21 protein-coding genes are annotated in these 22,143 nt (G+C 59.9%); 5 read left to right on the forward strand and 16 right to left on the reverse strand.

Annotation, left to right across the window (positions count from 1 at the left end; translation table 11 throughout):
• Positions 1 to 3: 3 nt before the first annotated feature.
• Positions 4 to 1,272, forward strand: coding sequence for an OprD family porin (locus tag AC1DXW_RS09585; protein ID WP_477753697.1), 1,269 nt, complete (start codon positions 4 to 6; stop codon positions 1,270 to 1,272).
• Between the two features lie 43 nt (positions 1,273 to 1,315).
• Here the strand turns inward: AC1DXW_RS09585 and AC1DXW_RS09590 are convergent, their stop codons facing one another.
• Complete coding sequence (locus tag AC1DXW_RS09590) at positions 1,316 to 1,558, reverse strand: DUF2790 domain-containing protein (RefSeq protein ID WP_477753696.1); 243 nt, start codon at positions 1,556 to 1,558, stop codon at positions 1,316 to 1,318.
• A 121-nt stretch (positions 1,559 to 1,679) separates the two neighbouring features.
• On the opposite strand from AC1DXW_RS09590, the gene AC1DXW_RS09595 reads away from it, so the two are divergent.
• Both AC1DXW_RS09595 and AC1DXW_RS09600 read left to right on the forward strand, forming a co-directional pair.
• Positions 1,680 to 2,612, forward strand: a complete 933-nt coding sequence (locus AC1DXW_RS09595) for a LysR family transcriptional regulator (protein ID WP_477753695.1) — start codon at positions 1,680 to 1,682, stop codon at positions 2,610 to 2,612.
• Between the two features lie 71 nt (positions 2,613 to 2,683).
• The gene (locus tag AC1DXW_RS09600; protein ID WP_477753717.1) at positions 2,684 to 3,373 is read left to right on the forward strand and encodes an energy-coupling factor ABC transporter permease; all 690 of its coding nucleotides are present in this window, start codon (positions 2,684 to 2,686) and stop codon (positions 3,371 to 3,373) included.
• Between the two features lie 35 nt (positions 3,374 to 3,408).
• Here AC1DXW_RS09600 and yacG read toward each other — a convergent pair whose 3' ends face one another.
• The 4 genes from yacG to AC1DXW_RS09620 are packed head-to-tail and all read right to left on the reverse strand — an operon-like array spanning position 3,409 to position 6,317.
• Positions 3,409 to 3,609, reverse strand: coding sequence for a DNA gyrase inhibitor YacG (gene yacG, locus AC1DXW_RS09605; RefSeq protein WP_007970539.1), 201 nt, complete (start codon positions 3,607 to 3,609; stop codon positions 3,409 to 3,411).
• The gene (gene coaE, locus AC1DXW_RS09610) at positions 3,606 to 4,229 is read right to left on the reverse strand and encodes a dephospho-CoA kinase (protein WP_477759968.1); all 624 of its coding nucleotides are present in this window, start codon (positions 4,227 to 4,229) and stop codon (positions 3,606 to 3,608) included. Before coaE ends, yacG begins: the two co-directional genes overlap by 4 nt.
• The gene (locus AC1DXW_RS09615) at positions 4,226 to 5,098 is read right to left on the reverse strand and encodes a prepilin peptidase (RefSeq protein ID WP_477756535.1); all 873 of its coding nucleotides are present in this window, start codon (positions 5,096 to 5,098) and stop codon (positions 4,226 to 4,228) included. The genes coaE and AC1DXW_RS09615 overlap by 4 nt, the downstream gene beginning before the upstream one ends.
• Position 5,099: 1 nt before the next feature.
• Complete coding sequence (locus tag AC1DXW_RS09620; protein WP_477756536.1) at positions 5,100 to 6,317, reverse strand: type II secretion system F family protein; 1,218 nt, start codon at positions 6,315 to 6,317, stop codon at positions 5,100 to 5,102.
• Between the two features lie 227 nt (positions 6,318 to 6,544).
• Here AC1DXW_RS09620 and AC1DXW_RS09625 point away from each other — a divergent pair, with 227 nt between their 5' ends.
• Together AC1DXW_RS09625 and AC1DXW_RS09630 are read left to right on the forward strand one after the other, a co-directional pair.
• Positions 6,545 to 6,967 carry a pilin gene (locus AC1DXW_RS09625; RefSeq protein WP_477756537.1) on the forward strand — a complete coding sequence of 141 codons (423 nt, stop codon included), beginning with the start codon at positions 6,545 to 6,547 and terminating at the stop codon, positions 6,965 to 6,967.
• Between the two features lie 299 nt (positions 6,968 to 7,266).
• The gene (locus AC1DXW_RS09630; RefSeq protein WP_477756239.1) at positions 7,267 to 7,623 is read left to right on the forward strand and encodes a BON domain-containing protein; all 357 of its coding nucleotides are present in this window, start codon (positions 7,267 to 7,269) and stop codon (positions 7,621 to 7,623) included.
• A gap of 197 nt (positions 7,624 to 7,820) precedes the next feature.
• Here AC1DXW_RS09630 and AC1DXW_RS09635 read toward each other — a convergent pair whose 3' ends face one another.
• The 11 genes from AC1DXW_RS09635 to AC1DXW_RS09685 all read right to left on the reverse strand — a co-directional run bounded on the left by AC1DXW_RS09635 (position 7,821) and on the right by AC1DXW_RS09685 (position 21,854).
• On the reverse strand, positions 7,821 to 8,120 hold the full coding sequence (locus AC1DXW_RS09635) for a DUF2845 domain-containing protein (protein WP_477756240.1): 300 nt from the start codon (positions 8,118 to 8,120) through the stop codon (positions 7,821 to 7,823).
• Positions 8,117 to 11,074: a DUF748 domain-containing protein gene (locus AC1DXW_RS09640; RefSeq protein WP_477756241.1), complete on the reverse strand. Its 2,958-nt coding sequence runs from the start codon at positions 11,072 to 11,074 to the stop codon at positions 8,117 to 8,119. Before AC1DXW_RS09640 ends, AC1DXW_RS09635 begins: the two co-directional genes overlap by 4 nt.
• 93 nt (positions 11,075 to 11,167) lie before the next feature.
• On the reverse strand, positions 11,168 to 12,184 hold the full coding sequence (locus AC1DXW_RS09645) for a class I SAM-dependent rRNA methyltransferase (protein ID WP_477759969.1): 1,017 nt from the start codon (positions 12,182 to 12,184) through the stop codon (positions 11,168 to 11,170).
• 141 nt (positions 12,185 to 12,325) lie between these two features.
• Positions 12,326 to 13,192 carry an oxygenase MpaB family protein gene (locus tag AC1DXW_RS09650; RefSeq protein ID WP_477756077.1) on the reverse strand — a complete coding sequence of 289 codons (867 nt, stop codon included), beginning with the start codon at positions 13,190 to 13,192 and terminating at the stop codon, positions 12,326 to 12,328.
• A 116-nt stretch (positions 13,193 to 13,308) separates the two neighbouring features.
• A complete protein-coding gene (acs, locus tag AC1DXW_RS09655) occupies positions 13,309 to 15,243 on the reverse strand; it encodes an acetate--CoA ligase (protein ID WP_477756078.1) in 1,935 nt (644 codons plus the stop codon).
• Positions 15,244 to 15,546: 303 nt separating this feature from the next.
• Complete coding sequence (gene pgi / locus AC1DXW_RS09660) at positions 15,547 to 17,211, reverse strand: glucose-6-phosphate isomerase (RefSeq protein WP_477759970.1); 1,665 nt, start codon at positions 17,209 to 17,211, stop codon at positions 15,547 to 15,549.
• Between the two features lie 224 nt (positions 17,212 to 17,435).
• The gene (gene panD, locus AC1DXW_RS09665) at positions 17,436 to 17,816 is read right to left on the reverse strand and encodes an aspartate 1-decarboxylase (RefSeq protein WP_003228271.1); all 381 of its coding nucleotides are present in this window, start codon (positions 17,814 to 17,816) and stop codon (positions 17,436 to 17,438) included.
• A 126-nt stretch (positions 17,817 to 17,942) separates the two neighbouring features.
• Complete coding sequence (gene panC / locus AC1DXW_RS09670; protein WP_477759971.1) at positions 17,943 to 18,803, reverse strand: pantoate--beta-alanine ligase; 861 nt, start codon at positions 18,801 to 18,803, stop codon at positions 17,943 to 17,945.
• Positions 18,800 to 19,600, reverse strand: coding sequence for a 3-methyl-2-oxobutanoate hydroxymethyltransferase (gene panB, locus AC1DXW_RS09675; RefSeq protein ID WP_223528383.1), 801 nt, complete (start codon positions 19,598 to 19,600; stop codon positions 18,800 to 18,802). Before panB ends, panC begins: the two co-directional genes overlap by 4 nt.
• Before the next feature lie 364 nt (positions 19,601 to 19,964).
• Positions 19,965 to 20,450, reverse strand: a complete 486-nt coding sequence (gene folK / locus AC1DXW_RS09680; RefSeq protein ID WP_477756692.1) for a 2-amino-4-hydroxy-6-hydroxymethyldihydropteridine diphosphokinase — start codon at positions 20,448 to 20,450, stop codon at positions 19,965 to 19,967.
• Between the two features lie 3 nt (positions 20,451 to 20,453).
• Positions 20,454 to 21,854: a polynucleotide adenylyltransferase PcnB gene (locus AC1DXW_RS09685; RefSeq protein ID WP_008050165.1), complete on the reverse strand. Its 1,401-nt coding sequence runs from the start codon at positions 21,852 to 21,854 to the stop codon at positions 20,454 to 20,456.
• Between the last annotated feature and the right edge of the window lie 289 nt (positions 21,855 to 22,143).

Here is a 22,143-nt window from a genome sequence, read left to right on the forward strand (position 1 = left end):
ACGATGAAACAGATTCTCCCAACAACCGGTTCGGCGTTGTCCCTGGCTGTCGTCTCGAGTTTTTCCACAGGTGTGATGGCCGCTGAAAAAGGCTTTGTCGAAGACACCACCGCGACGTTGCAGGCGCGCAATTACTACTTCAGCCGCGACTATTCCGACATCGTTGGCGCCAACCAGCAATCGAAGGCTGAAGAGTGGGCCCAGGGTTTCATCCTCAACGTGAAGTCCGGATACACCCAGGGCACCGTCGGGTTTGGGATGGACGTCATCGGCTTGCTCGGCCTCAAGCTCGACAGCGCTCCGGACCGGACCAATACCGGTTTGCTGCCGGTGCAGGGCGACGGCCGCGCGGCGGATAACTACAGCCGCCTGGAAGGCGCGTTGAAGATGCGCTACTCCAAAACCGAGCTGAAAGTCGGTGAGTTGCAACCCAATCTGCCGGTGTTGGCATTCAGCGATATTCGCCTGTTGCCGCCGAGTTATCAGGGCGCAAGCATCACTTCCAACGAGATCAATGGCCTGACGCTACAGGGTGGCCACTTGAGTTCAACCAGCCTGCGCAACGAGGCTGGCGACGAAAAGATGCAAGCCATGCTCGGTCATGTGCCGCAGCGCCAGGTCAGCAGTGACGGTTTCAATTTTGCTGGCGCTGATTATGTCTTCAACGACAAGCGCAGCTCGGTCAGCGCCTGGTACGGGCAACTGGAAGACATCTATAACCAGCGCTTCCTGGGCCTCAAGCACAGCGAGCCGGTGGGCGACTGGATCCTCGGCGCCAACCTCGGTTACTACGATTCGCGCGAGGACGGCAAAAAACTGCTGGGCAACATCGACAACCAGGCGTTCTTCTCGTTGCTGTCGGCCAAGCGTGGCGGCCATACGTTTTACGTCGGCTATCAGGGCATGTTCGGTGACAGTGCGTTCCCACGGGTGTTTGCCAACATCTCACCACTGGGCAACGAAGTGCCGACCTACGAGTTCGCCTTCACCGATGAGCGTTCCTGGCAGGCGCGCTACGACTACGACTTCGCGGCGCTCGGCGTACCGGGGCTGACCAGCACCGTGCGCTACATCAGCGGCAACAATGTCGATACTGGCAAGAGCTTTGAAGGCAAGGATCGCGAGCGTGACCTGGACATTGGCTATGTGCTGCAGAGCGGCAGCCTCAAAGGTTTGGGCATTCGCGTGCGCAATGCCATGGCGCGTTCAAACTACCGCAGTGATATCGACGAGAACCGCTTGATCCTCAGCTACACGTGGACCTTGCTGTGAGTCACTGATCACTGATCACTGATCACTGATCACTGATCACTGATCACAGGTTGCTGGTGCAATCACCGATGACGTTGTAGGTCACGCGGTGGGTCTGGCCCTGATGATCGACATACACCATGGTTGCCGGTACGACTCCGCACGCGGTCGCGGTGTCCGACACAGAAACCACGCTGGCGACGTCCAGTGGCTGCGCCGGGTTGTACAGGACCGCGAGGGGCTCGTTGTCAGCGGCCATGGCCGAGGTGGCGATGACGGTCAGCAACAGGCTGATCAACGTTTTCATGTTGGCGTGCTCCGTGTCGGTTCTGATGTCTGAATTTTAGTCTTTGCCACCGACGGATAAAGGGGCGAACGGTGTATGCAGCCTTACATAAAACGTAACAGTCATTGCCTGAGGGGGGCTTATGGATGTGCTTAACAACTTGCGCGTGTTCATCCGGGTGGTGGACTGCGCCAGTTTCACCGGGGCTGCCGATGCGCTGGATCTGTCGACCGCGCAGGTATCCCGATTGGTGGCGGATCTGGAGGAACATGTACAGGCGCGTCTGCTGCAACGCACCACGCGACGCTTGAGCCTGACCGACGCCGGCGAGCGCTTCCTGCTGCGCAGCCGGCAAATCGTCGAAGCCATGGATGAGGCGACGGCCGAGGCCCGTGGCGCTCATATCAATCCGGCCGGACGCCTGCGGGTGCACAGCATGAACGGCCTGGGTGTGCTGCTCACGCCGTTGATCGCCCGCTACAGCGAGCTTTATCCCGATGTGGTGTTCGAGCTGACCTTGTCGCAGCGCAATCCCGATCCGCTGGAGGAGGGGCACGATGTGGTGATTTCGATAGCGCCCGAACTGGCCGACTCGCAAATGGTTGCGCAAGCCATCGGGCAGATCTACAGCGTGCCCTGTGCTTCCCCGGCTTACTTGCAACGCCAGGGCGTACCGCAGCAGCCGCTGGCGCTGAGCGATCATCAGTGCCTGCGCATGCTCGACCCGTTGTACAGCGATCAATGGCTTTTCCAGGATGAGCACGGCGAGCACGCCGTTAGCCCGGCCAAGACCTTTCAGTGCAATGTTGCCGAGTCGATGGTCAAGGCTTCGGAGGCGGGCATGGGCATCAGCCTGCTGCCGTTCTACACCGCGACGCGGCCCTTGAGCGATGGCACTTTGCTGCGTGTGTTACCTGCATGGCGCCTGCGCGAACGCAATGTGTATGCGCTGTATCCTTCGCGACACTTTCTCGATGCCAAGGTCCGCACCTGGGTGGATTTTCTCAAGTCAGAGCTACCGAAGCTGTTCGCCGAACATGACGCGGTGATGAACGATCCGCGGCATTGGGCTTGAAGTCGAGGGGCCGGCGAGCGGCGGTGTAGACTGAGTGTCTGTTGTTCTTCGCCTGGGAGACGCGCGTAGCCATGATCGGTGCAGAGTTGCTGTCATCGCAAACCCTGGCGGTCGGCTGGCTGATCTATGTGCCGGTGTTGATCTGGGCGATCTGTCGCGCGCCGTGGGTTGAACTGTTCACCGACAGCCGTCGTCAGCATCTGCTGTTTGGAACGGTGTTTGCGCTGTTTCTGTTGTGGCTGGTGCGGCGCGACTTTGATACCGGTGTGTCTTACCACTTCATCGGCATGACAGCGGTGACCCTGCTGCTGGACTGGCCGCTGGCGCTGGTCGGCGGGTTGGTTGCGCAAACGGGGCTGGTGTTGCTCGGGCGACAGGACCTGGCGGCGGTCGGGGTCAATGGCGCGCTGTTGATTGCGCTGCCGGTGCTGGTCACCGAGTGTTGCGCGATTCTGGTGGAGCGGGCGCAGCCACGAAATCCCTTCGTGTATATCTTCGTATCCGGATTCTTTGCCGCCGCGCTGTCGGCGTTGCTATGCCTGCTGCTGGCGCTTTGGTTGTTATGGTTCAACGAGCGCTTTGCCATGCCGTACTGGCTGGAAGATTTTGTCGGATATCTGTGGCTGATCATTTTTCCCGAAGCGTTTATCAACGGCATGATCGTCAGTGCGCTGGTGGTGTTCTGCCCGGAATGGCTGGAGACGTTCAACCGCACACGCTACCTCTCGGCTCCCTGGAAGGACGACGATCCCAAGTCCTGATCCGCATCAAGACCTGGAATCGCCCAGTCGATGGATCAGTGGCGCGGGTCGAAGTCGCCGCTGAACATCTCGTCCTCGGCATCGGGAGCCACTGGAATCTTGTGTTCTTCGGACGCCCAGGCGCCCAGGTCGATCAGTTTGCAGCGGTCGGAGCAGAATGGCCGGAATTTGCTCTCGGCGGTCCATTCCACGGGGGCGCCACAGGTTGGGCATTCGACGGTCGTTGGTTGGCTCATGACTGGCCTCCACGCAAAGAAAGATAAAAGTGATGCAGGCGTTCGACCTCGCTGTGCAGCCAGGCAAGGTCGCGGTCATTGACCACGACGTCGTCGGCATGGCTCACGCGATCCTGGCGGCTGGACTGGGCCTTGAGGATCGCCTGGACTTGCTGCTCGCTGGTCTGGTCACGTTGCAGGGTACGTTCGATCTGCAATTGTTCGGGGGCATCGATCACCAGCACCCGTTGGGTCATGGCGTATTGCCCGGACTCGATCAGCAGCGGCGAAACCAGAATCGCATAAGGCGATTTTGCCAGCGCCAGGTGGTGAGCGATCTCCTCGCCGATCAGCGGATGCAGGAGGGCCTCCAGCCAGCGGCGTTCTTCAGGCACTTCGAAGATCAATTTGCGTAGCGCTGCGCGGTCCAGTTGCCCGTCGGTTTGCAACACGCTTGGGCCGAAGTGCCCGGCGATTTGTGCCAGTGCCGGGCGGCCAGGTTCAACTACCCAGCGAGCGGCATGATCGGCGTCGACCACATGCACGCCCAGATCGATGAAGTGTTGGGCGGCCGCACTTTTACCGCTGCCGATACCGCCGGTCAGGCCGAGAATCCAGGGTTTTTCCACAGGGCTATTCATTTCAAACCGACAAACTGCCAATAGAGGTCGGTTATTTGACCACCCCAGAGCAACGCAATCCAGCCGGCAATGGCCAGATAGGGACCGAAAGGGATTGGCGTCGAGGTTTGTGCATTGCGCAAGCGCAGCATCATCAGCCCGAAAATGGCACCCACCAGCGAGGACAGCAGGATGGTCAGCGGCAGAATCTGCCAGCCACCCCAGGCGCCCAGCATCGCCAGCAGCTTGAAATCTCCGTAGCCCATGCCGTCCTTGCCCGTGATCAGCTTGAACAGCCAGAACACCGACCACAGCCCGCAGTAGCCGGCTATCGCACCCCAAAGCGCCTCGTGCAACGACACGAACAGGCCGAAACTGTTGACGATCAACCCCAGCCACATCAACGGCAGCACCAGTACGTCCGGCAATATCTGATGTTCGGCGTCGATCAGGCTCATCGCCAGCAAGCCCCAGCTCAGGAACAGCACCAGGGCGGCCGGCCAACCGAAGCCGAAGTGCCAGGCAACAAACGCCGACAAAAGGCCACAGGCCAGTTCGGTCAACGGATAGCGCGGGCTGATCGCCGCCGCACAGGCTGAACAGCGGCCGCGCAAAAACACATAACTGAGCAGCGGGATGTTTTCCCAGGTGCGGATTCGGTGACCGCAGTGTGGGCACTGGGAATGGGGCAGCAACAGGTTGTAGGTCGGCAGCGGCGTTTCGCCAGGCAGCCCGAGAATGTCATGGGCCTGCTCACGCCAGTCGCGTTCGAGCATTTTCGGCAGGCGCCAGATCACGACATTGAGGAAACTGCCGACCAGCAGGCCGGTGATGCCTGCGAGAAGGACAAAGGCCAGCGGAGAGTGAATCAGGATTTCATTCAAGGGCATGTCAGATCGCTGAGCCAAGTTGGAAGATGGGCAGGTACATGGCAACTACCAGTCCACCGACGATAACACCCAGCACCACCATGATGAACGGCTCCATCAGGCTGGTGAGGTTATCGACCATGTTATCGACGTTGTCTTCGTAGAATCCCGCGACTTTGTCGAGCATAGCGTCCAGGGTGCCAGACTCTTCGCCGATGGCAGTCATTTGTATCGCCATGTTCGGGAAGACGCCGCAGGTACGCATGGCGAAATTCAATTGCATGCCGGTCGAGATGTCCTGCCGGATGCGCAATACCGCGCGCTTGAACACGCTATTGCCGGTCGCACCGGCCACTGATTCCAGGGCCTCCACCAGCGGCACGCCGGCAGCGAAAGTGGTCGACAGTGTACGGGCGAACCGGGCCACGGCGGACTTGTGCATCAGGGTGCCCACCAGCGGCAGTTTCAGCAGCCAGGTGTCCATCCGGTCACGGAAGACCGGGGATGTCTTGAGGGCGTGGCGCACGCCGAAGGCTATAGTAGTCAGCGTGCCAAGGACCATCCACCACCAGGCCTGCATGAACTGCGACAGGCCAATGACCATCACGGTGAAGGCCGGCAGTTCGGCGCCAAAGCCCTTGAACACCGACTCGAACTGCGGCACGACATTGACCAGCAGAATCCCGGTGACAATCGCCGCGACGAACACCACTACCAGCGGGTAGGTCATGGCTTTCCTGATCCTGGCCTTGAGGCTTTCGCTTTTTTCCTTGTAGGTCGCGACCCGCTCCAAAAGGGTGTCGAGGGCACCGGCCTGCTCGCCGGCATCCACCAGGTTGCAATACAGCTCATCGAAATAGCGGGGCTTCTTGCGCAGGGCGGCGGCGAAGCTGCTGCCTGCCGCGACTTCCTGTTTCAGTTCGTCCACCAGCTTGCGCATGGCCGGATTGTCGAAGCCCTCGCCGATGATGTCGAAGGACTGCAACAACGGCACCCCGGCCTTCATCATCGTCGCCATTTGCCGGGTGAACAGGGCAATGTCCTGGGCCTTGATGCGCTTGCCCATGTTGAACACCGAATGGTTTTTCTTGCGAACCTTGCCGGGACTGATGCCTTGTTTGCGCAGCTTCGCCTTGATCAGCGCCGGGTTTTGAGCGCTGAGTTCGCCGGTCACTTTTGTGCCTTTGCGGTCGATGCCTTCCCATGCATACACGCTGATTTTCGCTGCCTTGACCGCCATGTTCAGTCCTGGGTATTCCGATTGAATTGCTCTTATAGCCTAGTCAAGGGACGGGGCCAAACCCGCAAGGGTAAGGTGACAAAAAACGTCAGATAGTGCTGATCCAGGTAGTAGGTAAGGGCTTTGCGGCCACCACGCCCCCTGCCAACAGGGGCTTCTCGCCTTGGCACAGGCTGTGCTGCCATGGGGCAGGTCATGAGCCTTCGACTCATGCATGGAGCTTGTACATGAACAATCAGAAAGGTTTTACCCTGATCGAGTTGCTTGTCGTGGTGGCGATCATCGGGATTCTGGCAACGCTGGGCCTGCCGATGTATTCCAAGTACCAGGCTCGGGCCAAGGTCACGGCGGCGCTGGCCGAGTTGACTGCAATGAAGGTGCCGTTCGAGGATGTGATCAACCAGGGGGAAACCCCGACAATTGCCAACGTGGCGCCCGCCGGTGCGACATCGACCAGCCACTGCACCCTGTCTGTGACGGCTACAACACCGGAGGGGGCGGGATCAATCGTATGTACGTTGAACAATGCCCCAGGCGTGGTCCAGGGCAAAACCGTCACCCTGACACGGGACGAAACCAAAGGCTGGTCATGTAAGAGCAGCGTTTCCCCGGATTACTTGCCTAAAGGGTGTTCCGGGTCTGCGGCATGAAGTGCTGAATCAAGTCCCCGCTTTTGCGGGGTTTTTCCTGTTTGTCGACCCGTCGTCAAATGCCGCAGATAAAGCTCAGAAATTTCAGCATCTTAGGAACTTTCCGTAAACCCGCAACTTGCATGCAGTGTTTGTGCTTCTCGTGCATTTTGCATGATTTCGAAAATTTTCTGATGTTATAACTTATTGATTAATAAGGTTTTTTCTCTATTTCAAAATTGGCACAGCGTTCGCAATATCCTTGGTAACCCTGCCGACAAGACACCCGGCAGACTTTCCGAAAAACAGGAGTTACTCGTATGAAGAAGTTCGCTATCGCTGCCGCTACTGCCACCGCGCTGACCCTGACCATGGCAAACGCGGCATTCGCCCAGACCACTCAAGCCACCCAGGCTCCAATGACCTTGGCGGCGGGTGAAATGACCAAGGCTACAGAAGCTACTTCCGATACCTGGATCACCACTAAAGTCAAAGCCGACCTGATGACCGAAAAAGGCATTCCAGGTAGCGACATCAAGGTTGAAACCAACAAAGGCGTGGTATCGCTGTCATCGACCACCGCCGTGACCGATTCGCAAAAAGAAATGGCTGTGGCTATCACCAAGAAAATCAAAGGCGTCAAGGCGGTCTCCGCTGACGGCCTGAAAGCCGAGTAAGGCAAGGCTTCTCGCCTGGATCGGGAGAAGGTGCGACAGACGGGCCCAGTTATACGTCTGTTGCAACCTGAGTGTTCATGCGAAGGGCCATAAGGATGTGGCCGCCACAGGCCCCGCGCATTTTTGCCGGGGCCTGTTCTATGTGTAATGCTGAAAATCAATTTGTAGGAGCGAGTTCACATGAATTGGGGGTGGGGTCAGTTTCCGCGTTTGCTGGTGATCTGTTTCAGCCGATTACCTTCGAACCGCAAGTATTGATACATCCCTCCATTCGGTCCGTAGGTCCATTCCTCGACCTGAAACTCCTCGCGCCGATCTGCACTGCGTTTGTAACCCAACAAGTCGCGACTGACCGGTTCACCGCATTTCTGCAGAACTTCGCTGGAGCGATCGCCGACGCTGATCAATTGGCTGCCACAGCGCAGGGTATCGGCCGCCCAGGCCTGACTGGCGGATAGCACCAGAACCAGGCCAGCCAGCAGCCACCGAACCGTCACTCGGCGTCCAGATGCATCGGTGTTACCACGCGGCCGTCACTTTCTGCCTCGCCCAGATTGGCGTCGATGAAATACACCCGGGTATCCTCCAGTTTGGCCTTGTCGACCAGGTAATCCTTGATGCTGCTGGCGCGTTCCTGGCCCAGTTGACGCAACAGCACGTCACTGGAGCTCCAGAACTTGATCACCTCGGCACGCATTTTCGTGGTGCGCTCTTCCTTGCCCAGATCCTTCCATTCGGCGGGGGGCTGGGTTTTCAGGCGGGTGCGGTAGATACCTTCGAGCAGCGGGCCTTTTTCCCCGTCTGGCACTTCCAGCAACGAAGCCTGGGCCGGGACCTTGTCGCCGCGGCGCTGGAGCATTTTGTAGTAGTTGTACTGGTACTCACGCTCCAGGCGTTGTTCGGCGATCAGTGGGCCATCGGCGCTCTGGGCGGCGGTGCCTTCGATTTCCAGGCGCAGGGCCGGGCGTTCCTTGAGCGCCTTGGACAGTTTGTCCAAAGCGCCTTCGGCGTCCTTGCCCAGGTCGCTGGAACCCGCTGCGAAGGAAACACTACCCAGGTCTTCCGCGCCACTTCCGTTGACCAGCCCGCCAATGAGCTTGAACGGCGCCGCCGCGGCTTTGACGATCAGGTTGCGCAGGGTCTGCCAGATAATCGGCATGACGCTGAACTGAGGGTTGTTCAGGTCGCCGCTGACCGGCAGTTCGATGGAGATCTTGCCGTCGACGTCCTTGAGCAAGGCAATCGCCAGTTTCAGCGGCAGGCTCACGGCATCCGGGCTGTCGACTTTTTCCCCCAGTTGCAGTTGTTCAACCACCACTTTGTTTTCAGCTTTGAGCTGGCCCTTGGTGATCTGATAGTGCAGGTCGAGATTGAGCCGGCCCTTGCGGATACGGTAGCCGGCGAACTTGCCGGAGTAGGGCGTCAGCGTGGTCAGTTCCACGCGTTTGAAGCTGGTGGCGATGTCGAGACTGGCCATCGGGTCGAACGGATTGACCGAGCCCTTGATGGTCACTGGCGCGTAGCGATCGACCTTGCCCTTGACGTCGACACTGGCCGGTTTCGGCTGGCGGCTGTCGATGGTGCCGATCTGCCCGTTGAGTTGCTGAATGGCGGTGGCGAAGTTCGGGGTCAGGCTGAAGTCGGCAAAGTTGGCCGAACCGTCATTGATGAAAATGCCGCCGATGTGGATGCCCAACGGTTTTTCGTTGCTGGCGGGTTTGCTTGCCGCTGGTTTTGCCCCGGAGTCTGCCGGTTGCGGAATCAGCAGGTCATCGATGTTGGTGGTGCGATCATCGTTGATCATGAAGCGCGCATAGGGCTGGAACAGGTTGATCTTGTCGATCGACAGGCTGTCCCCATGCTGATAGTTCAGGCCTTCGACCACGACCTGTTGCCACTTGAGGAAGTCGCGGGTTTTCAGGGTGTCCAGGGTATGCAACTGATCGACCTGGGCGCGGCCTGTGACGTTGAAGGCCAGGGGCTCGGTGCTTTTCAGGTCGACCGCCAGATCGCTGGCGAGCATGCCGCTGCGCAGCTCCAGGCGAATGAACGGCGTGATGTAGGACTGGGCAACACGCAGGTCGATGTCCCTGGTCTGGACCTTTAGTCTGGCGCTGACCGGGGCCAGGTTGACCTCGCCGTCGGCCATGATCTTGCCTTGCTTGCCCACGCCGGTATCGAGCTTGAGGGTAAAGGGTGAGCCGTTGAGGCTGTCGAAGTTTTGCAGGTCGAGGTTCAGCGGGCTCAGATCCAGGGCGACGGCAGGTTGTGCCTTACGGTCGGCCAGATGCACCTGGTAATCGCGCAACTGCACATCCTTGAGCAACACCTGCCAGGGTTTGCCTGGGGCGGCCGGTTCGGGCTTCGGTGAGTCTGCCGCCGCCGGAGTGCTGGCTGGTTCGGCATCCGCCTTGGCTTTGGCGGTGGGTTTTGACGGTTGGCTGGCGAACAGTTTCTGCCAGTCGAGTTGGCCGTCCGGTTCCAGAGCGGCCCAGGTTTCCAGTTTGTGGCTGCGGATCTTGCCGACCACCACTTGCTGTTTGGCCAGGTCCACGGTGGTTTCGCTGACGTCCAGGCGCTCGAGCTTCACCAGCGGCCGGCCATCCGGGGCCTTGATCGCGAAGGGTGCAATGTTGACCGCTACATTGCTCAGCAGCAGCTCGGTTTCCTTGGCCAGGCTGAATTTGTAGTCGGTACTGATGCTCATGATGCCGTTTTCGAGGTCCAGTGGCACGGCGTCGCGCACATAGGGCCAAAAGGCCTTCATTTTGCCATCGGTGATTTTCAGCTTACCTTCGGAAGCGATCGGGATCAGGCTGAAGTTGCCGGTCCAGTCGATTTGTCCGCCATTGGGGCCGACGGCCACCAAGGTCATGTCGGCGCTGTCATCGGGCAGAGTGCTGAGGTTCTTCAGCTCGAAATCGAGTGTGTCGTAGAGAAACTCGATGGGCTCGCTGGGCCGGGCATCTTCAAAGTGCACGGCGCCGCCGGCCAGCTTGATCCGCTCGATGCGCAGCGGAAACGGCTTGGCATCCGGGTTGGCGGGTGTGGGTTCGCTCGCTGGCAGTTTGAACAGCCCCAGCAGATTGAGTTTGCCGTCCTTGCTGAACAGGATTTCGGTCTTGGGCTTGTCCAGTTCGACATCGGACAGGTGCACCGCCTTGGTCCACAGGCTGTCGAGTTGCAGATTGGCGTACAGACGTTCGAAACCGACCTGCTCCTTGCCGGGCTCGCCGATATTCAAGCCCCAAAGGGTCAGTTCAAGGCTGAACGGATTGAATTCGATCCGCTGGATCGTGGCCGGTGTGGTGGCGTAGTTGGCCAGTTGCTGGTTGGCAACGCGCAGCGCCACACCCGGTAAAATCAGAAAGCCCAGCAAGCTGTAGAGGGCCAGAGCAGTCAACAAGGCACCAATGGCGCGAATCAATCCTTTGTACATGTGTGGCTTCATCTGTCTGGACCGGAGTGCCTTGGAGTATGGCACGCGTTTCCGGTTCCCAAGTGATCGCCCTGTTCAGTAAGTTTCAGATTTCTCCCACAGCAATCAGAGCTGCAGGATCAGGGTTTTCAGCGGTGGTTGCTGATCCATCGACGGGAAGTCGGCGCCTGGCGTCATCACGCGCCACTCACGCACCGGCCGCCCGGCCTTCTCTGCACAACGCAAAACCTGCTCGCGCCAGTCGTCCATGCTGACTTTTGCCAGGTTGTTGCAGCAGATCAGCACGCCGTTGTCGGCGGTGGTCAGCAGGGCGGGTTTGAGCAGGCTCTGGTAGTCGCGCAGCAGGTCGACGGTGCCGAATGCGCTCTTGGCCCAGGCCGGTGGATCCAGCAGTACCAGATCGTACTGGCGTTGTTCCAGGCGCTGATAGCTCGGCAGTTTTTGCCCGCGGCGCTGGCTGATCGGCAGGCCGGCCAGTTGGCGAATGGCCGGGAAGTAGTCGGACTGGATAAATTCCATGGTTGGCAACTGCGGGTTGAGTTGACCGTTCTCTCGGCCGACCGCCAGGTTGCCTTCGGCGAAGTCCAGGTTGCACACCTCGCGCGCGCCGCCGGCGGCAGCACTGAGGCCGACACCACAGGTGTAGGCGAACAGGTTCAGCACGCTTTTGTTTTTGCTGTGGTCCTTGACCCAGCCACGGGTGTTGCGCAGGTCGAGGAACAGCAGCGGGTCTTGTCCGGCATGGCGACCCCGCACCCGATAGTTCAGGCCCCATTCGTGGCCGACCAGGTCCTGCAGGGCGGCTTCGTCGGCGCGGTAGACGATGTCTTCGCGATCGATGCGCGAGTTGCCACGGGAGCGGTCGTTGTAGACCAGCAGGGTGTCATAACCCAGGTGCTGATTGATCGTTTCGTGCAGTTGCAGCAGCGTTTCGCGCTCCAGCGCCTGGTGGAAACTTTGCACCAGCAATTGCGGGCCGTAGCGGTCGATGGTCAGGCCACCGGCGCCTTCCTGGCTGCCGTGGAACAGGCGATAGCAATCGGTGCCTTGCTGGTGCAGTTCGGCGAGCAGGTCCTGGCGTTGATTGAGGGCGGCGCGCAGCGCCTGATTCAAGGAAGACATGCTGGGCGCCTTGCAGGAGGGAATTGGGCGCGGGAGTTTAACAGTTTGGAGCACAACCTGTAGGAGCTGGCTTGCCAGCGAAGGCCGCAACATGGCTTATCTGACAATCCGCGTTATCGTTCATCGCTGGCAAGCCAGCTCCTACAGGCCCATCCGTCGTTTAGCCCGCTGCACAGACCCATTGCGCACCGCCCATCGCAGCATCGGCGCACTGTGATTGACGCTGGCGCGGATCAGCTTGCGTTGCAGTGGATTCTGGCTGACGCCGAGCATGGCACTGGCCCAGTCCGGCAGCAGATCGATCCCGGCCTGCATCATCAAACCGCCAAACGGCTTGGCCAGGCGACTGGGGGAGGGGGCGTTCAGCAACAGGCGCAGGACTTCGCGACTGCGTTCGTCGCATAGCAACTGTGGACGTATGTGCTCGAGGTAGTCGGCAATTTCCTGCCGAGAACGGGGCACATTCCGGGCCCCGAGTCGTTCGGCGACCAAGGCGATCTCTGCGTAATAGCGATCCTGATCGGCCGGTGAAAGATGCGGGTTGCGATAGCGTAAATGCGCAGCGAGGAAGTTGCTGACTTCCGCCACATGCACCCATGTCAGCAAATCGGGATCGCTGGCGGCGTAGGGGCGTCCATCGGGCGCAGTGCCGGTAATCTGCAGATGGATGGTGCGGACCTTCTCGATCAACCAGTCGGCGTCCTGTCGCGAACCGAACGTAGTGCCGGAGATGAACTGCCCGGTGCGGCGCAAGCGGCCGAGCATGTCTTCACGAAAGTTCGAATGGTCCCAGACCCCGGCCAATGCCAGCGGGTGCAGGGCTTGCAGCATCAGGGCGCTGACGCCGCCGATCAGCATGCTGCTGAAATCACCATGGACTTGCCAGCTCACCGAGTCTGGCCCGAACAGCCCCGGGTCGCCCTTGGGGTTTTCCAGGTCGAGTTTGCCCAGGGACAAACCGCTCAGGCTCATGATCTGGGTTTCGATGCGGGTGCGGATGAATTCCATGAATACCCTGTAGGAGCAGCCGGTCGACGCTCGATTGCTCGCGATGGTCGTTAACGATAACGCGTGTTTCCTGAATATACACGGCGCGTCGGAGTTCATCGCGAGCGAGCTCGCTCCTACTTCAAGCGCTTGTCGATCAGCCCTTGCACCACGCTCGGGTCAGCCAGGGTCGAAGTGTCGCCCAGGTTGTCGAGTTCGTTGCAGGCGATCTTGCGCAGAATGCGCCGCATGATCTTGCCTGAGCGGGTTTTCGGCAAGGCTGGTGCCCACTGGATCAAGTCCGGCTTGGCGAAACTGCCGATTTCCTGGCTGACGAGGGCCAGCAATTCTTTCTTCAGTTCATCGTTGGTTTCGACGCCGTTCATGGGCGTGACGAAGACGTATATGCCCTGGCCCTTGATGTCGTGGGGGTAACCGACCGCAGCGGCCTCGGCGATGCTCTCGTGCAGCACCAGGGCGCTTTCCACTTCGGCGGTGCCGATACGGTGGCCGGACACGTTGATCACATCGTCGATGCGCCCGGTGATCCAGTAATCACCATCCTCATCGCGCCGTGCGCCGTCGCCGGTGAAGTAGTAGCCGGGGTAGGGTTTGAAATAGGTGTCGACCATGCGCTGCGGGTCGCGATAAACGCTGCGGATCTGCGCCGGCCAGCTGGACTTTATGGCCAGTACGCCGCTGCCGGCGCCTTTGATTTCCTTGCCCTGCTCGTCGAGCAATACCGGCTGCACGCCGAACATCGGTTGTGTCGCGCAACCGGGTTTGATCCGCTGTGCACTGACCAGCGGGCTGAGCATGATGCCGCCGGTTTCGGTTTGCCACCAGGTATCGACGATCGGGCAGCGCTCTTCGCCGACCTCATGGAAGTACCATTCCCAAGCTTCCGGGTTGATCGGCTCGCCGACCGTGCCGAGTAGCCTGATGCTCGCGCGGGATGTTTGCTTCAACGGTTCGGGGCCTTCGCGCATCAGTGCGCGCAGGGCCGTCGGGGCGGTGTAGAAAATGTTCACCTTGTGCTTGTCGATCACCTGCCAGAAGCGCGAAGTACTCGGGTAGCTCGGCACGCCTTCGAAGATCAGCGTGGTCGCGCCGTTGGCCAGCGGGCCGTAGACGATGTAGCTGTGGCCAGTGACCCAGCCGACATCGGCAGTGCACCAGAAGACTTCGCCATCGCGGTAGTCCAGTACGTACTTGAAGGTCATCGCTGCTTGCAGCAGGTAGCCACCGGTGGTGTGCAGCACGCCTTTGGGTTTGCCGGTGCTGCCGGAGGTGTAGAGGATGAACAGCGGGTCTTCGGCGTCCATCGGCTCGGGTGGGCAATCGGCGCTGGCTTCGCTCAGGGCCTGCTGATACTTGATGTCCCGTCGTTCGACCCAGTTCACCTGCCCCTTGGTGCGCTCGACCACCAGCACGGTGCTCACGTCCGGGCAGCTTTGCAGCGCTTTGTCGACGTTCTGCTTGAGTGGCACGACCTTGCCGCCGCGCACGCCTTCGTCCGCGGTAATCACGGTGCGACAGTCGGCGTCGAGAATACGGTCGCGCAACGAGTCCGGGGAGAAGCCGCCGAACACCACCGAGTGCACCGCACCGATGCGGGTACAGGCCAGCATGGCGTAGGCCGCCTCGGGAATCATCGGCATGTAGATGCACACGCGGTCGCCTTTTTTCACGCCACGGCTTTTCAGCACATTGGCCAGGCGGCAGACGTTTTCATGCAGTTTCTTGTAGGTGATCGATGTCGAGTCGGCAGGGTCGTCGCCTTCCCAGATGATGGCGACCTGATCGCCGCGCTTCTCCAGGTGCCGATCGATGCAGTTGTAGCTGACGTTCAATTGCGCACCGGCAAACCAGCTGGCTTCACCGGTTTTCAGGTTGTAGCGCTGGACGGTTTCCCAAGGCGCGCTCCAGTCGAGAAAACGCGTGGCCTGTTCGGCCCAGAACGTACTGGGGTGTTCAACGGATTCGCGGTACAGGCGCTGATAGTCGTCTTGACTCAATTGTGCAGCCCGGCGGACGGCATCGGCTTTGGGGAACGTGCTGATATCGAACATGACGGTTCCTTATTCTTGTTCTGCGACAAAGATAAAGATGCGCCGAGTAGTCAAAGGGTTCAAGTCAGTCGCCAATCGGTATGGAGACAGGCTCACCGCAGAATGAGAGAACACCATAAACCACTGTGGGAGCAGCCGGTCGGCGCTCGATTGCTCGCGATGGGGGCGTGACAGTCAATATAGTTGTCGACTGTCAGACCGCTATCGTCGGATCGCCGCCCGGAGCAAGCTCGCTCCCACAGGGAATTTCTTTCGTCCACAGACTCTGTGCTCTACACAAAGCCCGTGGGTGGTGCCGTCAAATCACCCGCGGTGACGACCACGGAAGTAGTTGATCAGCCCTTGGGTCGAGGCGTCCTCGGCCGGGGTTTCTTCGCTGCCGACCAGGCGGTTGTAGACGCCTTTGCCCAGCTCTTTGCCCAGCTCCACACCCCACTGGTCGAAGGCATTGATGCCCCAGATCACGCTTTGCACGAAGACTTTGTGTTCGTACATCGCCACCAGAGCGCCGAGGCGACGCGGGCTGATGCGTTCGACCACCAGGGTGTTGCTCGGACGGTTGCCCGGGATCACCTTGTGCGGCGCGAGTTTGTGCACCTCGGTTTCACTCATGCCTTTGTCGCGCAGCTCGTTTTCGGCCTCGCCAAGGGTCTTGCCGAGCATCAGCGCCTGGCTCTGCGACAGGCAGTTGGCGTACAGCCACTGGTGGTGGTCGGACACCGGGTTGAAGCTGACGATCGGCACGATGAAGTCGGCCGGGATCAGCTGCGTGCCCTGGTGCAGCAACTGGTGATAGGCATGCTGACCGTTGCAACCCACGCCGCCCCAGATCACCGGCCCGGTGTCGGTGGACACTGGCGTGCCGTCCTGGCGCACGCTCTTGCCGTTGGATTCCATGTCCAGCTGTTGCAGGTGCTTGGTGATGTTACGCAGGTAATGGTCGTACGGCAGGATCGCGTGGCTTTGCGCGCCCCAGAAGTTGCCGTACCACACGCCGAGCAGGGCCAGCAGCACTGGCATGTTCTGTTCGAACGGCGCGCTCTGGAAGTGCTGGTCCATGGTGTAGGCACCGGACAGCAACTCCTTGAAGTTGGACATGCCGATGGCCAGGGCAATCGGCAAACCGATGGCCGACCACAGCGAGTAACGCCCGCCGACCCAGTCCCACATCGGGAAGATGTTCTCTTCACGGATGCCGAACGCTACCGCGGCGGCGTTGTTGCTCGATACCGCGATGAAGTGGCGATACAGCTCGGCTTCCGAACCACCCTGGGCCAGGTACCAGGCACGGGCAGCCTGGGCGTTCTTCAGGGTTTCGAGGGTGTTGAAGGATTTCGACGAGACGATGAACAGTGTGGTCTCGGCGCGCAGCTTCATGGTCAGTTCGTGGAACTCGCTGCCGTCGATGTTCGCCAGGTAATGGCAACGCACGCCTTTCTGGGCGTAGGACAGCAGCGCTTCGGACACCAGCTCAGGGCCGAGGAACGAGCCGCCGATGCCGATGTTCACCACGTCGGTGATCGGCTTCTCGGTGTAACCGCGCCACAGACCATCGTGGATACGGCCGACGAGGTCGGTGATCTGGTTCAGCACCTTGTGCACTTCGGGCATCACGTTGACGCCGTTGACCGACAGCTTGTCGCCAACCGGGCGGCGCAGGGCCGTGTGCAGGGCAGGACGGCCTTCGGAAGAGTTGACGATTTCGCCGTCGAACAGCGATTTGATCGCGCCCTTGAGGTCGACTTCGTTGGCCAGGCCCACCAGCAGATTGCGGGTCTCGGCGTTGATCAGGTTTTTCGAATAGTCGAGAAACAGGCCGCAGCTACTGAGGGTGAATTGAGTAAAACGCTGCGGATCGGCATTGAAGGCTTCGCGCATGCTGAAATCCTGCATGGCTTGGCGGTGGTCATTCAACGCTTGCCAGGCAGGCAGAGCGGTAACGTCGTGAGGAGTGCGGTAATACGCCATCGCTGCGGGTTTCCTTATTACTTGAACGGCCTTTTGAACACTAAAAATCCCGGAGCGCTATGGATGGGCGTTCCGGTCAACTGCGTCGACACGATTTCATGGCGCAGGGCGGATACAGTAAACCCCGCGCAATGATCTGTCTTGACTTTGTCTGACCTGTTTCCGGTACTTTTTTAACACCAAAGTTAGGAACGGTCCGACAAACGGAAGAGACAGGACTCGGATCAGGCGACCTGGACCGGAATGGCGTTGCTGGTGTGGCTCAATTCATTGCCCGGTGCCATGTAGAGCATGCGCGGTTTGAAGTTGAGCAGTTCGGCTTCGCTGTAATGAGCGTAAGCGCAGATGATCACGCGATCGCCGACCTTGGCCTTGTGCGCCGCGGCGCCATTGACCGAGATCATGCGCGAGCCTTCTTCACCACGGATGGCGTAGGTGGTGAAGCGCTCGCCGTTGTCGACGTTGTAGATCTGGATCTGTTCGTACTCGCGGATGCCGGACAGGTCCAGCCATTCACCGTCGATGGCGCAGGAGCCTTCGTAATCGAGTACAGCGTGGGTGACTTCGGCGCGATGCAGCTTGGCTTTGAGCATGATGGCGTGCATGAGTATTTCCCAGGTCGGAATCGAACGGCGGGCAGCGCCCACAGGCGCGTAGGAGCTGCCGCAGGCTGCGATCTTTTGATCTCGCCGTTGATTTTGGTTTTGTTGTTTGATCTTTGATCTTGCTGTTTAAACCGCAGTGTCGAGGTTCAGGTGCAGGTTGTCGATCAACCGTGTAGTCCCCAGGAAGGCCGCCACCAGAATCACCAGGTCACGATCCTGCGCCGTCGCTGGGCGCAAGGTCAGGGCATGGCGGATTTCCAGATAGTCAGGACGCAGGCCGGCTGTTTCGAGCTGTTTGATCTGCGTGCCGATCAGCGCCGGGTAGTCGCGTTCACCCTGCTTGATCGCCTCGCCGATCGCTTTCAGCGTGCGGTAGACCACCGGTGCCACAGCGCGTTGCTCTTCGTTGAGGAAGCCGTTGCGCGACGACAGCGCCAGGCCATCGGCCGCCCGTACGGTCGGCTCACCGATGATCTGGATCGGCATGTTCAGGTCATGTACCAGCGCACGAATCACCGCCAGTTGCTGGAAATCTTTTTCGCCGAAAATCGCCAGGTCCGGCTGGACCATGTTGAACAGCTTGCTGACCACCGTCGCCACACCTTCGAAATGACCCGGCCGGCTGGCGCCGCACAGTCCTTCGGACAGTTGCGGGACGCTGACGCGGGTCTGGCCGGCCATTCCGTCGGGGTACATCTCTTCAACAGTGGGGGCAAACAACAAATGGCAACCGGCCTGGAGCAGTTTTTCCTGGTCGGCGGCGAGGGTGCGCGGGTACTTGTCGAGGTCTTCGCCAGCACCGAATTGCAGCGGGTTGACGAAAACGCTCGCCACCACGAAGTCCGCCCGCTGGGAGGCTTTGGTCACCAGTGCAACGTGACCGCTGTGCAGGTTACCCATGGTTGGCACAAAGGCGATGCGCTTGCCTTCGCTACGGGCGCGGGCCACTGCGGCCCGTAGTTCGCGTACGGTTTTTACGGTGTTCATGCAGAGAATCCGTGTTCGATCCCAGGGAAGGTCGCCGCTTTGACTTCAGTCACGTAGGCATTCAATGCAGCTTCAATGCTGGTTTGGCCAGTCATGAAGTTTTTTACGAATTTTGGCAAGCGGCCGGTAATGGACAGCCCCAGCATGTCGTGCAGAACCAGCACCTGGCCATCGGTGCGATTGCCGGCGCCAATACCAATCACCGGTATCTTCACCGCCTGGGTGATTTCTTCGGCCAGTTCGCTCGGGACGCACTCGAGCAGCAACATTGCCGCACCAGCCTGTTCCAGGGAAATCGCGTCGGCACGCATCTGCCGGGCCTGGTTTTCATTGCGACCCTGGACCTTGTAGCCGCCAAGGATGTTCACCGATTGCGGCGTCAGGCCCATGTGCGCGCAGACAGGGATGCCGCGCTCGGCCAGCAGGCGGATCGAATCGGCCAGCCACAACGCTCCTTCGACCTTGACCATGTGCGCGCCGGCCTGCATCAACAGGGCGCTGTTGGTCATGGCTTGCTCGGTGGTGGCGTAGGCCATGAAAGGCAGGTCGGCGAGGATCAGGGCATCGCTGTTACCGCGTTTGACGGCGGCCACGTGATAAGCCATTTCTGCAGTGGTGACAGGCAAGGTGCTGTCGTGGCCCTGCAAAACCATGCCGAGGGAGTCGCCCACCAGCAGCACTTCGACGCCGGCCTGATTGCAGGCATGGGCGAAGGTCGCGTCGTAGCAGGTCAGCATGGTGATCTTTTCACCTTTTTGCTTCAGACCTTGCAGGGTGGTCAGGGTGATGGCTGGCATGAAAAGTTCCTCATTCAGGCGCTGTGGAAACTACTGCGAGTAACGCGCGTGATTCTTCGTTGAATACAGGCGCACGTTCTTTTGTCGTGCTTTTAAGGCCTGGATTGCGCCCTTGAACGCCGTGTTGGCGGCAGCGGGACGCCTATAGTCGTGAGGAGAACGAGGGAAGTCAATTGCGTGTGTTACCGCATTGTTACGGGTGGGGTGTTACCGGGGTAACTGATGCGATTCAGCAGCAGATCTTGTGCCTGGCCCAAGATCCCCTGTAGGAGCGAGCCTGCTCGCGATGGCAGTGTGTCAGTCAGCATTTCATTCGCTGACAGACCGCTATCGCGAGCAGGCTCGCTCCTACAGGGGATTTTCGTCAGTTCGGGGGCAGGCGTTCCAGGCCGACGAACGGGCATGCCTTGAGCAGTTCGTCCAAGGTCTGGCCATCGGCCAAGCGCAGATCCGCAGGTGCCAGTTCCGCCAGCGGATACAACACGAAGGCCCGTTCCTGCATATGGTAATGGGGAACCTTGAGGCGCGGTTCGTCGATCAGGCGATCACCGAACAACAAGATGTCGAGGTCCAGCGTGCGCGGTCCCCAGCGCTCAAGACGCTCGCGACCCTGGCCGTTTTCGATGGCCTGCAAGGCATCCAGAAGGTCCAGCGGCGCCAGCGTACTGTCGAGAGCGGCCACCGCATTGGTGTAACGCGGTTGGCCGGGCAGCAGCGAGTCACTTTGGTAAAACGCAGAAACCCCGACCAGCGCCGTTTGCGGCAAATGCGCCAGCGCCTCGATGGCGCTGCGCAATTGTTCGGCGGGGTCAGCCAGATTGCTGCCCATGCCGATGTAGATGCGTTCCATGGATTACTCGCCCGTGGTGCTCGAAGCGCCGGCAGCGCGTTTGCGCTTGGAACCACCGCTGCGGCGACGCTTGCGCGGGGCGCCGGTGCCTTCGTCCTTGCCGCTGAGGTCGCGAATCATGTCACGGCGCTCGCTTTCGTTGGCGTCCTGGTAGTCCGTCCACCATTCGCCCAGGCCATCGGTCTGCTCGCCGGCGCTTTCACGTAGCAGCAGGAAGTCGTAGCCGGCGCGAAAACGCGGGTTGTCCAGCAGCAGATCGGCACGCTTGCCGCTGCGGCGCGGCAGGCGTTCCTGCATGTCCCAGATTTCGCGGATCGGCATGGTGAAGCGTTTCGGAATCGCGATGCGCTGGCACTGTTCGGCAATCAGCTCGTGCGCCGCTTCCTGCATCGCCGGAATCGGCGGCATGCCACGCTCCTGCAGGCGCAGGACGCGGGCTGGCAGGGCAGGCCAGAGCAGGGCTGCAAACAGGAACGCCGGGGTGACCGGTTTGTTCTGCTTGATTCGCAGGTCGGTATTGATCAGGGCTTCGCTGATCAGGGTGTGGGTGTACGTCGGGTTGTATTCCAGTGCTTCGGCACTGGCCGGGAACAGTGGATCGAACAACTGCAGGTCGACCAGCATTTCAAACGTATCGGCGGCATGGCCGGAGAGGAACAGCTTGAGCACCTCTTCGAACAGGCGGGCCGACGGGATCTCGCGCAGCATCGGCGCGAGGCCGCGGATCGGCAGGGCGCTGTGTTTTTCGATGCCGAAGTTCAGCTTGGCGGCGAAACGCACGGCCCGCAGCATCCGTACCGGGTCTTCCTGATAGCGTTGCGTCGGATCGCCGATCAGGCGGATCAGGTGATTGCGGATGTCGTGTACGCCGTTGGCGTAGTCGAGGATGCGTTCGCTGACCGGATCGTAATACAGGGCATTGATGGTGAAGTCGCGACGTTGCGCGTCCTCTTCCAGGGTGCCATAGACGTTATCGCGCAAGATGCGCCCGCTTTCGTTGCGCGAAGACTGATTGCTGTCTTCCTCGTCTTCGTTCTGCGGGTGATTGGCGCGGAAGGTCGCGACTTCGATGATTTCGCGGCCGAAGTGGATGTGCACCAGTTTGAATCGGCGCCCGATGATTCGCGCGTTACGGAATTCGGCCCGCACCTGCTCGGGTGTGGCGCTGGTGGCAACGTCGAAATCTTTCGGTGTGATACCCAGCAGCATGTCGCGCACGCAGCCGCCAACCAGGTAAGCCTGATAACCGGCGCTCTGCAGGCGTTCAACGATATTCACCGCGTAACGGCTGAATTGCGCCTTCTGCAGCGAATGTTGGCCGCTGTTGAGCACTTCAGGCGTGCTGCGAATGTGTTGCGTAGGACGCTTGGGAGAACGGAATGACTGGAACAGCTTCTTCAGCATGGGATGCACTGTTTGAAGGAATATTCGGCCATAACAAAAGAATGACCGCATGATGGGCGGGGATTCTAGCATTTAGTCAGGGGATGGTGTAGGACGCAGCAGATATGAGCTGTAGGCCGCAGGCTTCAAGGCCGGAACGAGCCGATTTGCGGGGGATTTGCGAATCGCAGAAACCACAAGGGGAGCCGAAGCTCCCCAAGAAGTAGTTGCATGCTCTATTTTTATTTTTGGTTTCGGGCTTCTTGTTTTTGTTGAGTGCCCTCGCCATGAAGCTTTCCTTCATGACCCT

The organism is Pseudomonas sp. P4_C4, assembly GCF_056402055.1.

Coding starts and splice junctions, on each gene's coding strand:
- AC1DXW_RS09585 (WP_477753697.1), top strand. CDS start 4: ATGAAACAGATTCTCCCAACAACCGGTTCGGCGTTGTCCCTGGCTGTC.
- AC1DXW_RS09590 (WP_477753696.1), bottom strand. CDS start 1,558: ATGAAAACGTTGATCAGCCTGTTGCTGACCGTCATCGCCACCTCGGCC.
- AC1DXW_RS09595 (WP_477753695.1), top strand. CDS start 1,680: ATGGATGTGCTTAACAACTTGCGCGTGTTCATCCGGGTGGTGGACTGC.
- AC1DXW_RS09600 (WP_477753717.1), top strand. CDS start 2,684: ATGATCGGTGCAGAGTTGCTGTCATCGCAAACCCTGGCGGTCGGCTGG.
- yacG (WP_007970539.1), bottom strand. CDS start 3,609: ATGAGCCAACCAACGACCGTCGAATGCCCAACCTGTGGCGCCCCCGTG.
- coaE (WP_477759968.1), bottom strand. CDS start 4,229: ATGAATAGCCCTGTGGAAAAACCCTGGATTCTCGGCCTGACCGGCGGT.
- AC1DXW_RS09615 (WP_477756535.1), bottom strand. CDS start 5,098: ATGCCCTTGAATGAAATCCTGATTCACTCTCCGCTGGCCTTTGTCCTT.
- AC1DXW_RS09620 (WP_477756536.1), bottom strand. CDS start 6,317: ATGGCGGTCAAGGCAGCGAAAATCAGCGTGTATGCATGGGAAGGCATC.
- AC1DXW_RS09625 (WP_477756537.1), top strand. CDS start 6,545: ATGAACAATCAGAAAGGTTTTACCCTGATCGAGTTGCTTGTCGTGGTG.
- AC1DXW_RS09630 (WP_477756239.1), top strand. CDS start 7,267: ATGAAGAAGTTCGCTATCGCTGCCGCTACTGCCACCGCGCTGACCCTG.
- AC1DXW_RS09640 (WP_477756241.1), bottom strand. CDS start 11,074: ATGAAGCCACACATGTACAAAGGATTGATTCGCGCCATTGGTGCCTTG.
- AC1DXW_RS09645 (WP_477759969.1), bottom strand. CDS start 12,184: ATGTCTTCCTTGAATCAGGCGCTGCGCGCCGCCCTCAATCAACGCCAG.
- AC1DXW_RS09650 (WP_477756077.1), bottom strand. CDS start 13,192: ATGGAATTCATCCGCACCCGCATCGAAACCCAGATCATGAGCCTGAGC.
- acs (WP_477756078.1), bottom strand. CDS start 15,243: ATGTTCGATATCAGCACGTTCCCCAAAGCCGATGCCGTCCGCCGGGCT.
- pgi (WP_477759970.1), bottom strand. CDS start 17,211: ATGGCGTATTACCGCACTCCTCACGACGTTACCGCTCTGCCTGCCTGG.
- panD (WP_003228271.1), bottom strand. CDS start 17,816: ATGCACGCCATCATGCTCAAAGCCAAGCTGCATCGCGCCGAAGTCACC.
- panC (WP_477759971.1), bottom strand. CDS start 18,803: ATGAACACCGTAAAAACCGTACGCGAACTACGGGCCGCAGTGGCCCGC.
- panB (WP_223528383.1), bottom strand. CDS start 19,600: ATGCCAGCCATCACCCTGACCACCCTGCAAGGTCTGAAGCAAAAAGGT.
- folK (WP_477756692.1), bottom strand. CDS start 20,450: ATGGAACGCATCTACATCGGCATGGGCAGCAATCTGGCTGACCCCGCC.
- AC1DXW_RS09685 (WP_008050165.1), bottom strand. CDS start 21,854: ATGCTGAAGAAGCTGTTCCAGTCATTCCGTTCTCCCAAGCGTCCTACG.